The organism is Trinickia sp. (genome assembly GCF_051953405.1).
In the GTDB taxonomy this organism is placed as follows: Bacteria; Pseudomonadota; Gammaproteobacteria; order Burkholderiales; family Burkholderiaceae; genus Trinickia.
On sequence record NZ_JBQCIV010000098.1, the window covers coordinates 26,948 to 42,468 of the forward strand.

A 15,521-nucleotide genomic window follows, 5' to 3' on the forward strand; every position below is an offset into this window, starting at 1 on the left:
TTCGCTCGTTCGCAGCGAGCGCCGATGGTTTTCAATGTAGGAGTACCGGTGGCCGAGCCATTGATTGGCATCAAGCCCTCGCGAATTCGCCCCGCGCGACGCGCTTGCTCGGTGAACGCTCGATCGCCCCCAACCCAATCCCGTCGATTTGATGCGGGTCAAGGAGGCGTTCCGAGTCCCGTCGAACAATGGGACCGATGCCGGAGTTAAGAATCCGGTAAGCAAGCCACCCGAACATGGAGAACATCTACCGGGAGGAATCACGATGCTCACGTCTGAGCGCTTGCGCGTATCTCGTTCGCTGTTCGTCCTCGGCATGATTGCCGCCGCTTCAGCTTTACCCGCTTACGCGCAATCTCTTGCACAAATTCTCCAAGGCTATGCCGCACAGGCGGGTACCGCCCCCGTGCCCGCGCAGGGGCAACGGTTCTTCACGACACGGCATGGCCGCGAGTGGGCTTGCGCGACGTGCCATGGCGCCGTGCCGACCGGCAACGGACTCCCGGTGGTTCATCGCCGAACACGATGAAATCGCCGCATCCACTTGGCAGCGCGCCTCGATCAAAAGCGCCTCGAACTGCGCTGCCTGTCATACCCGAGCCGATCAAGGAGATTTCGATGAACGATACGTCCGCATCCCGCGCTGAACAGCACGCGCGCCCCGCCGGAACGGTCCGGATCCTCGTATGGGACGCCCCCGTCCGCGTATTCCATTGGCTCATGGTCGCCTTGTTCGCCGGTGCGTGGCTCACCTCGGAAAGCGAGCAGTGGCGATTGATCCACGCCACCCTCGGCTACACGATGGTGGGACTCGTGGCGCTTCGCATCGTCTGGGGCGTGGCCGGCACGAAATACGCGCGATTCGCCTCGTTCGTGCGCTCGCCGGCGTCCGTCATCCGCTACGTGACGCTGCTCGTCAAAGGGCACCCGGAGCGATACGTCGGCCACAATCCGGCAGGCGCGCTCGCCATCGTTGCCATGCTGCTCCTGACCTTGGCGCTCGGGGCAACCGGATGGGCGGAGTACAACGACGCCGGCGGGAAGTGGCTGGGCGAATCGCACGAAGGCGTCGCCAACGTCATGCTCGCGCTCGTCGCCCTGCATGTGCTGGCCGTGCTGGCCAGCAGCTTCTTGCACCGCGACAACTTGGTTCGTGCCATGGTGACGGGCTACAAATCCGGCCGTCCCGACGAAGGCATTCGCAAGGCGCGCTGGGGTATCGCCGCGTTGCTGATCGCGCTCGTCGCGGGCGGATGGTGGATGCAATGGACGAGCGCACCGCTTGCCCCCGCGGCGACGCAATCGACCGGGGACGCCGGGCATTCGCGCGCCGATGGCGACGGCGACTGACCGCGTCGCGGCGAACGGTTCGATCGTGCGCATCCTCCTCGTCGAAGACGACCCGCTGCTCGGCGACGGCATCCGTGCCGGGCTGCGCCAGCAGGGTTTTCAGGTCGACTGGGTCCGCGACGGCGAAGCCGCGCAGCGCGAGCTGCGGGCGCAACCGTATGCGGCCGCCGTGCTCGATCTCGGTTTGCCGCGCCTGGACGGCATCGAAGTGCTGCAAAGCGCCCGGCAGGCCGGGGTGGAGGCGCCGATTTTGGTTCTCACGGCCCGCGACGCCGTGCCGGATCGCATCCGCGGCTTGGACATCGGTGCCGACGACTACATCGTCAAGCCGATCGACCTGCATGAACTGGGCGCGCGGCTGCGGGCGCTGGTGCGCCGCGCCCACGGCCGGCCGCGCGAGCGGCTGCAAGCTCAGGACGTGGTGCTCGAACCCGCCTCGCGGACGGTGCTGCGCGCAGGCACACCGGTCACGCTGTCCACTCGGGAATTCGATCTGCTGCACGTGCTCATGCTCAACGCGGGCCAAGTGCTTTCGCGCGAACAAATCGAGCAGCATCTGTATAGCTGGGGGCAGGAAGTCGACAGCAACGCCGTGGAAGTCCACATCCATCGCCTCAGAACGAAATTGGGCAGCGGCCTGATCCGCACGGTGCGCGGCGTGGGCTATGTCCTGCTGAACGAACGCACGGAAGACCGATGATCTTGCCTCGCTCGCTGCAGCAGCGCCTGCTCGTGCTCGTGATCGGCGTCGTCCTCGCGGTGTGGACGATCGCAGCGATACTTTCGTGGCTGGATACGCGACGCGAAATCGATCGGCTGCTCGACAGCCATCTCGCGCAGGCCGCGGCGCTGCTCGTCATGCAGACCGCTCAAACGAAAGACGACGACGAGGCGCTCGACGCGCCCGTTTTGCATCCCTACGCGCCCAAGGTCGTCTTCCAAATCTTCCACGAGGGACGTCTGGGGCTTCATTCGGCCAATGCCCCCGGCGTGCCGATGGTACCCCTCGGGCGAGACCGAACGCCGAGCTTCCGGACGGTGCGCATCGAGGGCCGCACGTGGCGCGTCTTCGCGGCACCCGGCCTGCAACGAGACATCGACGTCTACGTCGGCGAGCGGATCGATTCGCGCACCGCGATTCTGCTGGCGGTGATGCGCAGTGCGCTCTGGCCGCTGGCCGGCGCGCTGCCGGTGCTCGCATTCGCCACCTGGTGGGCCGTTCGGCGAGGCGTATCGCCTTTGCGCGATCTCGAACGCGTACTGGCTCGCCGCGATCCGCGCGCATTGGATCGCGTGGAGATGACGCGCGCGCCACAGGAAATGCAGCCTCTGCTCGACGCGCTCAACCGTCTGTTCGACCGGATTCGAGCCGTCTTGGACGCCGAGCGCAGATTCACGGCCGATGCCGCGCACGAGCTGCGCACCCCGATCGCCGCCATCAAGGCGCAAGCCCAGGTGGCCATGGCGGAGCCGAACGCGCAATTGCGGCGCCACGCGTTGGTCGGCGTGCTCGAAGGGTGCGAGCGCGCCGCCCATCTGGTCGACCAACTCTTGCTCCTATCGCGCCTGGATGCGGGCCTATCCGGCGAGCACGCCTTGGTCGATCTTGCCGCACTCGCGCGGCGCGCGATCGCGGACATCGCGCCCCGGTCGATCGCCAAATCGCAGCAATTGGCGCTCGATGCGCCGGGCTCATGCGTTGTATCGGGCAACGCCGTGCTGCTCGAATCGCTGATCCGCAATCTCGTCGACAACGCGGTCCGCTATAGCCCCGCGCGCGCGCGTATCGACGTGTCGCTGGCGCGCCGAGGCGCACGCGTGGTCTTGGCCGTGCAAGACAGCGGCCCCGGGCTTTCGCCGCACGAGCTTAAGCGGCTCGGCGAACGGTTCTTCCGCGCTCGGGCGGACAGCCCGCCCGGGAGCGGGCTAGGCTGGTCGATCGTGCGGCGCATCGCGAGTGCGCATGGCGCCGACATCCGCGCGAACCGATCGCCTGCGCTGGGCGGTCTGCTCGTCGAGGTGTCGTTTCCCGCTGCGGCCATTGACTCAAATCAACGGGTATCGAACAGGGATTGCTAAGGTCGTCGATACGTGCAAGCTCGACATCCGGTGCGCCATGGAAACCGTCTTTTCCATCGAGGCAGTGAGCAAGGTCTACCCAATGGGGGCCGTTAAGGTGCGCGCCTTGCACGACGTGATACCGGCGCTCGAGCGGCCATTGCGTCGTTTTAGGCAGCGGACGCCCCCCGGTCGGTCCGCCGCCGCGGATCGACATGCGTCATGAGGTTGAGCACCCTGTGGCGCTTGAGCACACGTTCGCGTGCCGCGACGGCAATGCCGTGCCCTGCTTCGACGGATATACCGGCGTCGACCTCGATATGAACGTCGGCCACGATCATGTCGCCCATCTTGCGCGTACGCAAATCGTGAATGCCGATGACGCCGGGCGTATCGAGGATCGTCTGCCGGATCGCTTGGGTTTCCTCTTCGTCGGCGGCCCGGTCCATGAGATCGTGCAGCGCGTCCGAGCCGAAGGCCCACCCCATCTTCAACACGAGCAGGCCGACCACGAGCGCTGCGATCGGATCGAGGATCGGATAGCCGGCCAGATTGCCGACGATGCCGACCCCGACCACGAGCGACGACGCGGCATCCGATCGCGCGTGCCACGCGTTGGCGACGAGCATGCTCGACTTCACGCGCTTGGCCACCGAGAGCATGTAGCGAAACAGCAGCTCTTTCACGATGAGCGCCGCCAGCGCCACCCACAGCGCGACGATATGGACGCGCTTGAGCGACGCCGGATCCACAAGCTTCCCGAGCGCGGCCCAGAGCATACCGACCGCCACAGCCACGAGCAGCGCACCTAGCACGAGCGAAGCGGCCGTTTCGAAACGCTGGTGGCCGTAGGGATGCCTTTCGTCCGCGCCCTGCTTGCTATGGTGGCTGGCGAAGAGCACCACGAAGTCGGCAATGAGATCCGAGAGCGAATGAATGCCGTCTGCCACGAGGCCTTGCGAACCGGACAAGACACCGGTCAGGACCTGGCCCAAGGTTAGGGACACGTTGACGGCGACGCTGACCCACGTGCTGCGCGAGGCCGCGGCGGCACGCTCGGCGGCGGAATGCGCGGTGTCCTCGGTGTCGTCGAAAAGTTCGTCGGTCTTCATGTCGTGCTTGCATCCTGAAAAGCGAGGCCTGCCGCGAACGCGGCTTGTGCGTCGAATGCCGTCGCGCAGGCGGTACCGTGGCGGCTTACTGCTTGCCGCTTATCGCTCACGGTATCCGTCAGCGCGGCGTGCTCTTGCCGTGCTCCGTTTGTTCGATCGGCTTGACCGGGCGTCGCCAGCTTAGTTTTCGTTGCTCCAAGAGCGCTTGCCAATCGAGTTTCATGAGCGCGTACACGAGGGCGAGCAACGCTATCTGCGTCACGACAAAGTAACCGCTGAGGTAGCCCCCTTCGAATTGCGTTTCGGCATCGAGACGCATCGCGGCGAATCGGCCAAGATACGCCCAAAGCGAGTAGCTCGTTGCCCGGCCGATAAAGAATGCGGCGCCGACCGCTCTAAGCGGCAGGCCCGACAGCCCGTAGGCGATGAACAGATAGTTCGACGGAAACGGGCTCAGCGCATAAAAGAAGAACGCGCCGGCTGTCATCGTCCTGTGCTTCTTCAGCCGCGCCTTGATGACGTCGATGTTTTGCCGATCGGCCTCGCGTATCAGCCGGCTGCGCACGAGCACACGCGCAAGCGTGGCAAGAATCACTCGGCCGATCGTGGCTGCGCTGGCGGCCACCAAGGCGAAGACGAACGGGTTGCCGCCCGGCACATTGAACCCGACCCAGGACATCGCCATCCATGTAGGCGGGGCAAATGCCGGCGCGAGATTGATCAATAGCACGACGACGAACAGCACGGCCAGTGTCGCCACGACGGACCTCGGCGCGGATGGACCTCGGGCCTTTCATTGTGCTGCCCGGCTATACGACAGCGATTGAGGTAGGTCAATCGCTTGCCGAGTCCGCTTAACGAAAGCGAGTCGGCACATCGATCGCATTCGGATCGGCTGGATCGGGCGAATGGGGTGAATCGAGCGAATCGGGACAATGGGGCGAATGAGGCGGCTCGTTCCACGCGGTGGAAACCGGCCGCCCGCATCACGCCGACGCGGTGATCGAGGGGCGAATCACCAGGTAATCCGTTGCAGCACGTTGTCCTTGCGTACGAAGCGATGAAACAGCGCGGCGCCGATATGCATGCCGATCAGCGCCAGCAGCACCCAAGCGAGGGCGCTGTGCACGTCGCCCATGGCATGTCCGATGCTCGAGCCCGTGGGCGAGAGCGCCGGCAACGGCAGTGCGCCGAAGAGCTTGACCGCCCAACCGCGAGACGATGCGTTCGCCCAGCCCAGCAGCGGCACGGCAATCAGCGCGGCGTAGAGCAGAAAGTGGGTGGCGCGCGAAGCGGTATCCATCAGCGGGGGCAGATCCGTGGGCGGCGGCCGGTGCGTGAGACGCCACAAGACGCGCGCGACCATGGCCGCGACTAGCGCGGCGCCGGTTGCGAGGTGCCACGCGATGAGATCGACGGGCTGCGTGTCGCGATGCACGTCGGGCATCGTCCAGCCGAGCACGAATTGGACGGCGACGAGCACGACGATCAGCCAATGAAGAAGTCGCGCCACGAGGTCGTAGCGCTCGCTGCCTGAATGTGAGATGCGGGACATTGCTCAGCCTCGAAGAGTCGGATTGGCGTGCATGTTGCCTGAAAAGCCTTACCTCAAGCTTAAGGCGGCGGCCCGCGGCAACTGCCGGATCGATGCCATCGGACGAATAGGGACAAGACGCAGCGCCTTGTCCGGTATGCCATTGAGCGCGATTGGCGCGCCGCCGAATTCCCATCGTCGTCGAAGCCCCCGCCACCGACAGGCATAACCCTTGCACGCAGCAGTACGTCGCGCGCTCGGCATCCGATCGCGGCGACGCGAAACGCTGAACCCTGAACGCTCGCGCGGGCGGTCGCCGCGCCGCATGCCGCCCCCGCGGCCAATTTGTCACTCGAGGATCGAACGCGATGAACATCCAGGCATTGACGCGTCCGGGGCTGTGCCTCTCGCTCATGGTCGCGGCAGCCGGTGCGTTTGGGCAAGCCAGCTCGGAGGCCGCGCCGCCGAAAGTCCCTCCGGAGAGCCTTTCGATACCGTCGCAAAGCAGTGGCTTGAGCGATACCGTCATTACCGCGCCGCATCCCCTCAATCGTCACCCAGGCGGAGTTCGAGTCCATCATGTCCACCGCATCCAGTCCTAGGCCCGTTCTCAACATCGTGTCCGTCATCTTCTGCGGGCTTACGGCGCTTTATCTGATCGTCGGCGGCATATGGCTGCTTACAGTGGGCGGATCGCCCTATTACGTCGTAACGGGCATCGTCCTGCTGATCGTCGCCTGGCTCATGTGGCGGCGCCATCCGGGCGCGTTCATGCTCTACGCACTGGTGCTCGTCGGCACGGCCGCATGGGCGCTGTGGGAATCGGGCCCGGACTTCTGGGCGCTCGTGCCGCGCTCCGACGTACTCGTCGTTTTCGGCATCTGGCTGCTGCTGTTCGTCAGTTGGTCGCTCGTGCCGCCCCGCGGCGCGGCCATCGGCGTGCTGCTCGGCGCGCTCGTCATTTGGGGCGGCGTGCTTGCCTATGCCTGCTTCAACGATCCGCAAACGATCGACGGCACGCTGACCGCACAGTCGGCGCCCGCCTCTTCGTCGGCTAGCGCGAGCGCGGCCGACTGGCCCGCGTATGGCCGCACGCAAGAAGGCACGCGCTATTCGCCGCTCGCACAGATCACACCGGACAACGTCAAGCACCTCGCGGTCGCGTGGGTGTTTCGCACGGGCGACATGAAGGGGCCGAACGATCCCGTGGAAATCACGAACGAAGTGACGCCGCTCAAGATCGGCAACCTGCTTTACCTGTGCTCGCCGCACCAGATTCTGTTCGCCCTCGACGCGCAGACGGGCAAGCTCGCCTGGAAATTCGATCCGAAGTTGAAGGCGGATCCTTCGTTTCAGCACGTGACCTGCCGCGGGGTGTCGTATGCGGACCTTTCGGCCAATGGCGGTGAGCCGGCCGGCGCCGCGACGGCCACCGGAGGCGCCTCGGACGCCTCGGCAAGCCAGGCCGCGCTGCCGGCGTCGGACGCCTCGGCGGCAACGCCGGGCAGCACGGCGAGTACCGCTACCGATACTGCGGATACAACCGCCGGCACCTCCACCGCAGCCAGCGCGGCCACTGCGGCCACCGCCGCTTCCGGCGCGGCGGCAGCGCCGTCTGCCACCGAGGCCGGAACCGGGCCGTGCACGCGACGCATCTTCCTACCGGTCAACGACGGCCATCTTTATGCGCTCGATGCGCAGACTGGCCAGCGGTGCGCAGACTTCGCGACCGACGGCGATCTCGATCTCCAGCATAACGAGCCTGTGACAACGCCGGGCATGTACGAGCCGACATCGCCGCCGGTCGTCACGAGCAAGGTGATCGTCGTGGCGGGTTCGGTGGAAGACAATTTTTCGACGCGCGAGCCGTCGGGGGTGATTCGCGGCTTCGACGTGCGCACGGGCAAATTGCTCTGGGCCTTCGATCCGGGCGCGCAAAATCCGAATGCGATTCCCGGCCCCGGTCAGCACTACACGTGGAATTCCCCGAACTCGTGGGCGCCTGCCGCGTACGACCCGAAGCTCGACCTGGTCTACCTCCAGATGGGCGTATCGACGCCGGACATTTGGGGCGGCAATCGCACGGCGTTGCAGGAGCGCTATGCGAGCGGGATTTTGGCCCTGCACGCCTCGACGGGGCAGTTCGCATGGTTCTACCAGAGCACGCACCACGACCTGTGGGACATGGATCAACCCTCGCAGCCGACGATCGCCGACATCGCCGGCAAGGACGGCAAAACCGTCCCCGTGGTCTACGCCCCGGCGAAGACGGGCAATCTGTACGTGCTCGATCGCCGCACCGGTGTCCCGGTCGTGCCCGCCCCCGAGCGCTCGGTGCCGCAGGGTGCGGCGCCCGGCGATCGCGTATCGCCGACCCAGCCGTTCTCCGATCTCACGTTCCGGCCGAAGAAGAACCTATCCGGCGCGGACATGTGGGGCGCGACAATGTACGACCAGCTCGTGTGCCGCGTGATGTTCCATAGGCTGCGCTATGAAGGGATTTACACGCCGCCATCGCTGCAAGGCACGCTTGTGTTCCCGGGCAACCTGGGGATGTTCGAATGGGGCGGCATTGCGGTCGATACGGATCGTCAAATCGCGATTGCGAATCCGATCGCGCTGCCGTTCGTCTCGCGGCTTATTCCCCGCGGCCCCGGCAATCCGATGGAGCCGGTGGCGGGCGCCAAGGGCAGCGGGACCGAAGCGGGCATCCAGCCGCAATATGGTGTGCCTTACGGCGTCACGCTCAATCCTTTTCTTTCGCCGTTCGGGCTTCCGTGCAAGCAGCCCGCATGGGGCTATATCTCGGCGATCGATCTGAAGACGAACCAAATCGTCTGGAAAAAGCGTATCGGGACCACGCGCGACAGCTCGCCGATCCCGCTACGGTTCAAAGTGGGGATGCCGATGCTCGGTGGTCCGATCGTGACGGCGGGCGGTGTGGCGTTCATCGGCGCGACAGCCGACAACTACCTGCGTGCCTTCGACGTCGACAACGGCAAGCAATTGTGGCGTGCGCGTTTGCCCGCGGGCGGACAGGCGACGCCGATGACGTACTCCGTCAACGGCCGGCAATACGTGGTGATCGCGGCAGGCGGTCACGGATCGTTCGGCACGAAGTTGGGCGACTACGTGATTGCTTATGCGTTGCCGAATCGGTGAGCGCCCCCCCCACAACCCACAAAAGCAGGAAATCGCCACCCAAAAAGAAGGATTTCCTTACAAGCATTTCGGCCAACCGCTCAATGATTTTTCGCAATTGGACAATTAAGATAGCCGTAATAGTAGGATAGTTAGGACTACTAATCGATAGCGGTTGTCATTCCGTTCGGAATGCGTTGCGCAGTTCGGCCGAGCGAGGTCTTGTAGCCCACGACCGACGGACCGGGTGACCTATCGCCGACGTTGCTCCCGACTCCTCTATTGATCCAGAACGCCGCAGCGAAGACGCAAGGGGTGGACACATTGCGTCGAAAGCTGCTGCCTAACGCGGTATAGGCGGTATGACCGAACGGGACACAAGATGAAGATGAGAAGTCGAATTCGCGGGGGAGTATGGGCAGCAGTCGCAGCGTTGCCCCTTGTAGCATGTAACGGAGGCGGGAGCGCCGGCACGACGGGCAGCGCTTCGCACGCTTCCGCGCAAACGTTTGCAGCGGCCGCTGCCGCGACGAGCGCTCCGGCCACGAGCTGGACCAGCGTCAAATGGGGCGGGGGCGGCTATGTCACCGGCCTGATCTACCATCCGACCAACGCGAGCCTCCTATACGCGCGCACCGACGTCGGGGGCGCCTACCGCTGGGACTCGACCGCGTCCTCGTGGATCCCGCTCACCGACGGCCTGGGTTTCGGCGCGACCGAGGGGCGATACCACGGCGTCGAAAGCCTGGCGCTGGACCCGACCAACGATCAGCTCGTCTATATGGTCACGGGCGACACCACGTACTGGGGTAGCAACGGCCGTATCTACATCTCGAGCGATCGCGGCGCCACATGGTCGTGGTACGCCTTGCCGTTCCCGGTAGGCGGCAACGATACCGGCCGGGCTGTCGGCGAACGCCTGGCGGTCGACCCCAACAATCCGTCGACGTTGTTCTACGCCTCGCGCACGGCCGGCCTGTGGAAGAGTTGGGATTCGGGCCATACCTGGAGTCAAGTCACGGGCTTATCGTCCACGACGATGACCGGTACCCCGATCGGCGTCGAGCAAGTCGTGTTCGACAGCTCGACCGTGGGCAGCGGGCAGCCCACCTGGATCATGTGGGCCTCGATCGCGCCGGATTACGCTCAAGCAGCAGGCCTGACGTCGACGCTGTACCGATCGTTCAACGGCGGGGCGACGTGGGCGCCGGTGCCGGTTCCCGCTGCCGTGTCCGGCTACTACATCCCGCACATCGTGCGCACCGCCGACGGCATGTTCTACATGGTGTTCAACAAGAACGCCGGGCAAGGCGCCGGCGGGCCGGGCTATCTGTACCAATTCGGCGCCAGCGACAACGGCAGTTGGACCTTACTGAACAGCAGCACATACGGGGGCTACGGCGGCTTGTCCGTCTCCGGCCTGGGCTCGAGTGCCCGCATCGCGCTGGGCGTGACGGGCACCTGGGGCAACTACCCCGGAATGCAAGTCACCCAGCTCTCCGACGACGGCGGCAATACCTGGCGCGAAATCGAAGCCAACATGCCCCATAACGGCGGCAACGGCTATTCGGGCTGGAACGAAGACACCGTGATCGATCCGGCCAACCGCGACCACATCATGCACATCTTCGGCGGCGGCATATGGGAAACCACGGACGCCTCCTCGACAACGCCGACCTGGAACCTGAAGGTGAACAACCTCGAGGAGACCGCGACCTTATCGATCACCACCCCGCCGGCCGGTGCGCCGTACAAGCTGATCAACAGTGCGGGCGACATCGGCACGTGGGTCATTACGGATCCCACGACCAAGCCGACCCTCGGGCCCACCGCCAATTGGAGCAGCGGCAACTCGGCCGACATGGTGTGGTCCGATCCGCTCTATATCGTCGGTGCGGGGGTGGCGAACTGGTCCGGTGCGAGCGGCTTCGGCTTCTGGTCGGGAGACGGCGGCAACACGTGGTCGAATTTCGCGACCCTGCCTGCCGGCGCTCAGTCGAACACGGCACCCACCGGCAATATCGTGGCGACGTCCCGCAACAACGTTATCTGGGCACCGGCCAACTCGGTGCCGTCCTACACCACGGACAACGGCGCGAGCTGGACATCGACCGACCTGCCGGCGCTACCTGTCGTCGGCCAAGGCTGGCCGCGCGGCTATCGCTTGGCGGCGGACCGTCAAAATCCGAACAAGGTCTACGCCTACGATTCGGGCGGCGCGACGTGGGCAACAGCGGGCAAGGTCTATGTCTCGACCGATGGCGGTCATACGTTCGCGCTGAGCCAGGGTTCGGTGTCGGCGAACTTGGCGCCCAACGACTGGGGCCATAGCTCGATGGTGGTCAACCCCAACGTCGAGGGCGATATCTGGCTGACCGACGGCAATGCGGTGTACCACTCGGTGGATTCGGGCGCGAGCTGGACGAAGTCGAGCGGCTTCGCGCCCGCCAACGGCGCGGCAGGTGCCAGCCAAATCGCGCTGGGCAAGCCGGCGGACGGTGCCCCCTACTCGGCCGCGATCTATGTGGTGGGGACGATGAACGGCGTGTGGGGCGTGTATCACTCCGACGACGGCGGTGCGAGCTGGTCGCGCTTCAACGATGACGCGCATCAGTTCGGCGGCATCGATCACATCGCGGCCGACTGGAACACATACGGGCGCATCTATGTGAATGGCACGGGCCGAGGGCTGATCTATAGCAATTGATTCGGTGGACGCGCGCCCGTTCGGTTGCTATCGCAATCGGGCGGGCGTAGCGGATCGTAGTACCCATGCCGGTTGTCATGCAGCCCTGTCGATCGGTCGCGACACGGGCTGCATTTGCTGCCGCACCGACTCGATTGACACCTCAGTCACTCTTTCGGCCACTGCGGTCGTAGCGTTGTTTGCCGTCTTCGAAACCGGAGGCAGTAGCGCGTAGAGACGGGGGCATGTCGGGACGCCCCTTTATCTCGTCGAAGTCGACCTGGAACACCTTGGCGTCGTTGACAACGAAGTAGGTCAGATTCCTCTCGTCCCCGACGAGTTGAAGAGCATGATCGGGATTCATCCCGGGCACGGCTCTCCCGTAGAAATACACGTGGGCGCGATCGGCAGACCAGGCGTGCGTGTCCTGCGATCCCTCCGGAATCACACGGCGGAACGATTGCAGGTCGGCGTCTCTGATGCGCAGGACCGTGTCACTGATGCCGCCATCGGAAGGGTGCGTGATGAGGAAGACCGAGTTTCCATCCGTCGCATATGCCTGAATATCCCAGAAGCCGCGTTTGTCGATCCGTAACATGCGATCGAGCTCCGCTGCGCCCAGCGGAACCAATTTCAGATCCGCACCATCGGTAATCTGGTAGTAGTAGTTGTGATATTGGTTTTCGAAATGTCGTAGCGGCTTCGGCAGCAGGCACTGTGGGTCGATTATTCCGTCGCCCGACATGCCGCAATTAGGCGCTAGGCCGCCTTGGTATCGGTTGATGAAGTAGCCTTTGCCGTCGACGATGGCAAAACCTTCGGTCTGCTGGTAATCGCGCCAACCAAGGACCTTGATTTCATGCCGTGCACAGCTATCTTGCTCTCGCTTTAGCGTGAAAGCGCCGACACTGCCATCGTAAACACCCGACGTTCCGTTGAACTCCTTTCCCGGAGTCGGCACAAACCAATGTTCGTCGCACGTGTTCGTCGTGTATGCGATGGCAGATGGTGCCAACCATAGGCTCGCCATCGCGATGGCTGTATGGACACACGTCAATCTGGACACACATATAAAACTCATCAAAGCGCTGATTCCCTGGAAGTCACGAATAAATCGGCCTGCTTTCCTCGAAAGCGATACTCGTATTGCTCGAGCTTACGGCGCGCGGCGCGCATAGGCGAATACCGAGCACAGCCGACTGACCGAGTGCTCTTCCGGCTTTCCCGACCACCAATCGTTGTCGACCGTGCGGCCATCGCGAACGGCGATGCCGACGTGCCAGTGAGTAGTGCGGCATCGCAATATGCCCGTGCGCCGTGGTCGCCAAAACACGACGTCACCGGGCTTAAGCTCTTCGATCGCCGTGACCTTCGGCCAACGCGACAGCGCAGCGTCGACAGAGGAAACCGAAGCAAGATTGCCGATCGGGTGGCATGCCGCCCGGAAGATCGCACTCACCGTGTACGCGCACGAGAGCAATCCTGGAAATTGCAGGCCGAAGTAGCTCGCGTGCGTGGCGGCAGTCCAGCGCTGTACGCCATAGAGAGATCCGTCCTGCTGCACGGCGTTAGGCGACGCGAGAGCCGCCTGCGTCAGACGCTGCGCGAGCGGTTGTCCGCATTGCATGGAGGATAGGTCGCCGCTCGTCGCGTGCGGGCTGACGCCGGCCAAGACGAGCGCCACCCACGCCGTCCCGCAAAGTCGCTTTGCCGCTGTCGATCGATTGCCCTGCATTGCCATCGTTTCCGGTTTCTGTCGAACACACATTCAATCTGCGGCCGCACATCGGCCCCGTCCAATCTCCCGCTACCCGCTTCCAACGGCGGGATAGCTATGGACTTGACCACGTTCTCGATTAGAAAACGGCGCATAGCTCAAGGCGGGGATACCACAGGCGACTAAGAACTCGTCGCCTTACTTGGGGCCTATGCCTATTGGAATTCAGGATGCAAACGCAGCCCCAACGCGCGCAGGACCTTAAGCATGGTGGAGAAATCGGGACTTCGTTCGCCGGATAGCGCCTTGTACAGGCTCTCTCGGGATAGTCCGGCATCGCGTGCGACCTGCGTCATGCCGCGTGCGCGCGCGACATCGCCCAATGCCCTCGCGATGAACGCCGCATCGTCGCCGGCCTCTTCAAACGCGGCTTCGATGTACAGACGCATTTCTTCTTCGTTGCGCAAATGGTTGGCGACGTCGTATTGCAGAGTGACCCTTCCCATTGTCAAAACTCCAGTTCGCTGGCCATAACCAGCGCTTGTTGGATGTCGCGTTCCTGGGTGCGTTTGTCTCCGCCACATAGAAGCAGAATGACGACATCACGTCGCTGCGCGTAGTACACGCGATATCCAGGACCGTAGTCCACGCGCAATTCCGAACTAATACCGGGAGGTCTAGTCAATCAAGACGTGTAAGTCGACGCGCGACGCAACGGCTCGCACTATTTTTTGCGTGCCGTGTCCAGGGTTCGCGGCCGTCTCGACCGACACCAATCCCGCAGCAAGCAGCGCGTCAACGTCGCGTTTCACCGCACTGCGATCGCGATGCAGGCGCGCCGCAATCGCCGTGATAGAAGCGGGTTCGGCTTTGACCGTGCGGAACAGACCGATGCGCGCCTGAGTAAGCAACTGGGCAACGTCAGCCGGATCGTCGAACGTGACGATGTGAGTTTCGGCAAGGCGTTCGCCGCGATCGACCTGGCGAGCGAGACGCTTGCCCCGTGCGAAAAATTCAGCCTCTGTACCGGTTTCGATTCGGGTCTTGCTCATGATTTGCTCCGCAATGCGGTCCAGTCACGCGCGAACTGGTCCCCGATGTCTTCGAAGCTGACGAAGTCAATCGGCTCCAACTGTCCGAAATAGTGTCGATGATGGTAACCGTGCGCGTTGTCGTAGCCAATCACCCGCCCGTTGTCGCCTTGGTAAAGTTCGTGGTTGATATAGGCGAGGTTGTAGCGAGTGATACGACCGGCCGCATCGACCCAGACCTCACGCCTCAGCTCTCCGTTCCCTCGTCGCTTGGTAATGACGTGGCGCTCGTCATGGATTTTCGTTTCAGCCATGACGCAATATATCACGCCTGATCGGCTTACGTAAAGCCTACGGACCGAGAAAAGGTTCTTGCGTCCTGGCACACATATGCATAGCAACGCGCGGTTCCCATCACCTCATCAACCGCCGAGCCGCCGCGCCATGGGGCACGGCTGACCTGACGGCTGAGTGCATGGAAACCGCCCGGTCATAATTACGACGACGTAAGCGCTGATGACTTAATCAATTACAAAGCGTTGTCGGTAGCACGCCGGCCGAAGTTACTGCCCCCGACGCTGCCCCGAAAATGGCGCTCGCCGACGCGCAGCCGTTCGAGTACAGCGAGGATGCGTCGGTCGGAGACGTGCAGCAGGACTGCCGGCTTTTTCCTCGCGCCGGAAATCGAGGACGAGTGCATGCAGCAGCACTTCGTCGACATGGACGACTGTAGCGCCATCTGGGCATGGGGCACGCGGCGATGGGGCCTGTGCAAGGAACAGGCGTCGATGCGACTATCACGCTGCCTACCGGAAAAGGAGAGATCGACTAATGAAACGACAGCGAAAACCTCGTGCGGTGTTGCTTGCCTATGACGCCGAGGCGCAGGCCA

16 protein-coding genes are annotated in these 15,521 nt (G+C 63.8%); 7 read left to right on the forward strand and 9 right to left on the reverse strand.

What is annotated here, in order from left to right; translation table 11 throughout:
* Window positions 1–265: 265 nt before the first annotated feature.
* Genes ACTHN9_RS17060 through ACTHN9_RS17080 form a run of 5 tightly spaced genes read left to right on the forward strand, consistent with a single transcriptional unit; the run spans window position 266 to window position 3,429 of the window.
* Window positions 266–529 carry a DUF1924 domain-containing protein gene (locus ACTHN9_RS17060; protein ID WP_440537956.1) on the forward strand — a complete coding sequence of 88 codons (264 nt, stop codon included), beginning with the start codon at window positions 266–268 and terminating at the stop codon, window positions 527–529.
* Window positions 474–647: a hypothetical protein gene (locus ACTHN9_RS17065; RefSeq protein ID WP_440537957.1), complete on the forward strand. Its 174-nt coding sequence runs from the start codon at window positions 474–476 to the stop codon at window positions 645–647. Before ACTHN9_RS17060 ends, ACTHN9_RS17065 begins: the two co-directional genes overlap by 56 nt.
* Window positions 619–1,350 carry a cytochrome b/b6 domain-containing protein gene (locus ACTHN9_RS17070; RefSeq protein WP_440537958.1) on the forward strand — a complete coding sequence of 244 codons (732 nt, stop codon included), beginning with the start codon at window positions 619–621 and terminating at the stop codon, window positions 1,348–1,350. The genes ACTHN9_RS17065 and ACTHN9_RS17070 overlap by 29 nt, the downstream gene beginning before the upstream one ends.
* Before the next feature lie 25 nt (window positions 1,351–1,375).
* On the forward strand, window positions 1,376–2,050 hold the full coding sequence (locus ACTHN9_RS17075) for a response regulator (protein WP_440537973.1): 675 nt from the start codon (window positions 1,376–1,378) through the stop codon (window positions 2,048–2,050).
* Window positions 2,047–3,429 carry an ATP-binding protein gene (locus ACTHN9_RS17080; protein ID WP_440537959.1) on the forward strand — a complete coding sequence of 461 codons (1,383 nt, stop codon included), beginning with the start codon at window positions 2,047–2,049 and terminating at the stop codon, window positions 3,427–3,429. Before ACTHN9_RS17075 ends, ACTHN9_RS17080 begins: the two co-directional genes overlap by 4 nt.
* A 149-nt stretch (window positions 3,430–3,578) precedes the next feature.
* On the opposite strand, the gene ACTHN9_RS17085 is transcribed toward ACTHN9_RS17080, so the two are convergent.
* The 3 genes from ACTHN9_RS17085 to ACTHN9_RS17095 form a co-directional block, all read right to left on the reverse strand.
* Complete coding sequence (locus ACTHN9_RS17085) at window positions 3,579–4,520, reverse strand: cation diffusion facilitator family transporter (RefSeq protein ID WP_440537960.1); 942 nt, start codon at window positions 4,518–4,520, stop codon at window positions 3,579–3,581.
* 118 nt (window positions 4,521–4,638) lie between these two features.
* Window positions 4,639–5,280 (reverse strand): hypothetical protein, encoded by a 642-nt coding sequence (locus tag ACTHN9_RS17090; protein WP_440537961.1) that lies wholly within the window; start codon window positions 5,278–5,280, stop codon window positions 4,639–4,641.
* 255 nt (window positions 5,281–5,535) lie between these two features.
* On the reverse strand, window positions 5,536–6,075 hold the full coding sequence (locus tag ACTHN9_RS17095) for a cytochrome b (protein WP_440537962.1): 540 nt from the start codon (window positions 6,073–6,075) through the stop codon (window positions 5,536–5,538).
* 558 nt (window positions 6,076–6,633) lie between these two features.
* On the opposite strand from ACTHN9_RS17095, the gene ACTHN9_RS17100 reads away from it, so the two are divergent.
* Together ACTHN9_RS17100 and ACTHN9_RS17105 are read left to right on the forward strand one after the other, a co-directional pair.
* Window positions 6,634–9,216 (forward strand): glucose/quinate/shikimate family membrane-bound PQQ-dependent dehydrogenase, encoded by a 2,583-nt coding sequence (locus ACTHN9_RS17100; RefSeq protein ID WP_440537963.1) that lies wholly within the window; start codon window positions 6,634–6,636, stop codon window positions 9,214–9,216.
* A 367-nt stretch (window positions 9,217–9,583) separates the two neighbouring features.
* Window positions 9,584–11,902 (forward strand): dockerin, encoded by a 2,319-nt coding sequence (locus ACTHN9_RS17105; protein WP_440537964.1) that lies wholly within the window; start codon window positions 9,584–9,586, stop codon window positions 11,900–11,902.
* A 142-nt stretch (window positions 11,903–12,044) separates the two neighbouring features.
* Here the strand turns inward: ACTHN9_RS17105 and ACTHN9_RS17110 are convergent, their stop codons facing one another.
* The 6 genes from ACTHN9_RS17110 to ACTHN9_RS17135 all read right to left on the reverse strand — a co-directional run bounded on the left by ACTHN9_RS17110 (window position 12,045) and on the right by ACTHN9_RS17135 (window position 14,943).
* Window positions 12,045–12,896, reverse strand: coding sequence for a hypothetical protein (locus ACTHN9_RS17110; RefSeq protein WP_440537965.1), 852 nt, complete (start codon window positions 12,894–12,896; stop codon window positions 12,045–12,047).
* A gap of 141 nt (window positions 12,897–13,037) precedes the next feature.
* On the reverse strand, window positions 13,038–13,616 hold the full coding sequence (locus ACTHN9_RS17115) for a hypothetical protein (protein WP_440537966.1): 579 nt from the start codon (window positions 13,614–13,616) through the stop codon (window positions 13,038–13,040).
* Between the two features lie 197 nt (window positions 13,617–13,813).
* On the reverse strand, window positions 13,814–14,104 hold the full coding sequence (locus ACTHN9_RS17120) for an addiction module antidote protein (protein WP_440537967.1): 291 nt from the start codon (window positions 14,102–14,104) through the stop codon (window positions 13,814–13,816).
* A gap of 2 nt (window positions 14,105–14,106) precedes the next feature.
* Complete coding sequence (locus ACTHN9_RS17125; protein ID WP_440537968.1) at window positions 14,107–14,247, reverse strand: type II toxin-antitoxin system RelE/ParE family toxin; 141 nt, start codon at window positions 14,245–14,247, stop codon at window positions 14,107–14,109.
* Window positions 14,248–14,275: 28 nt separating this feature from the next.
* Window positions 14,276–14,650 carry an HVO_A0114 family putative DNA-binding protein gene (locus ACTHN9_RS17130; protein WP_440537969.1) on the reverse strand — a complete coding sequence of 125 codons (375 nt, stop codon included), beginning with the start codon at window positions 14,648–14,650 and terminating at the stop codon, window positions 14,276–14,278.
* Entirely contained in the window at window positions 14,647–14,943 is a 297-nt protein-coding gene (locus ACTHN9_RS17135) for a toxin-antitoxin system TumE family protein (RefSeq protein ID WP_440537970.1), read from the reverse strand. Before ACTHN9_RS17135 ends, ACTHN9_RS17130 begins: the two co-directional genes overlap by 4 nt.
* Window positions 14,944–15,521 lie beyond the last annotated feature (578 nt).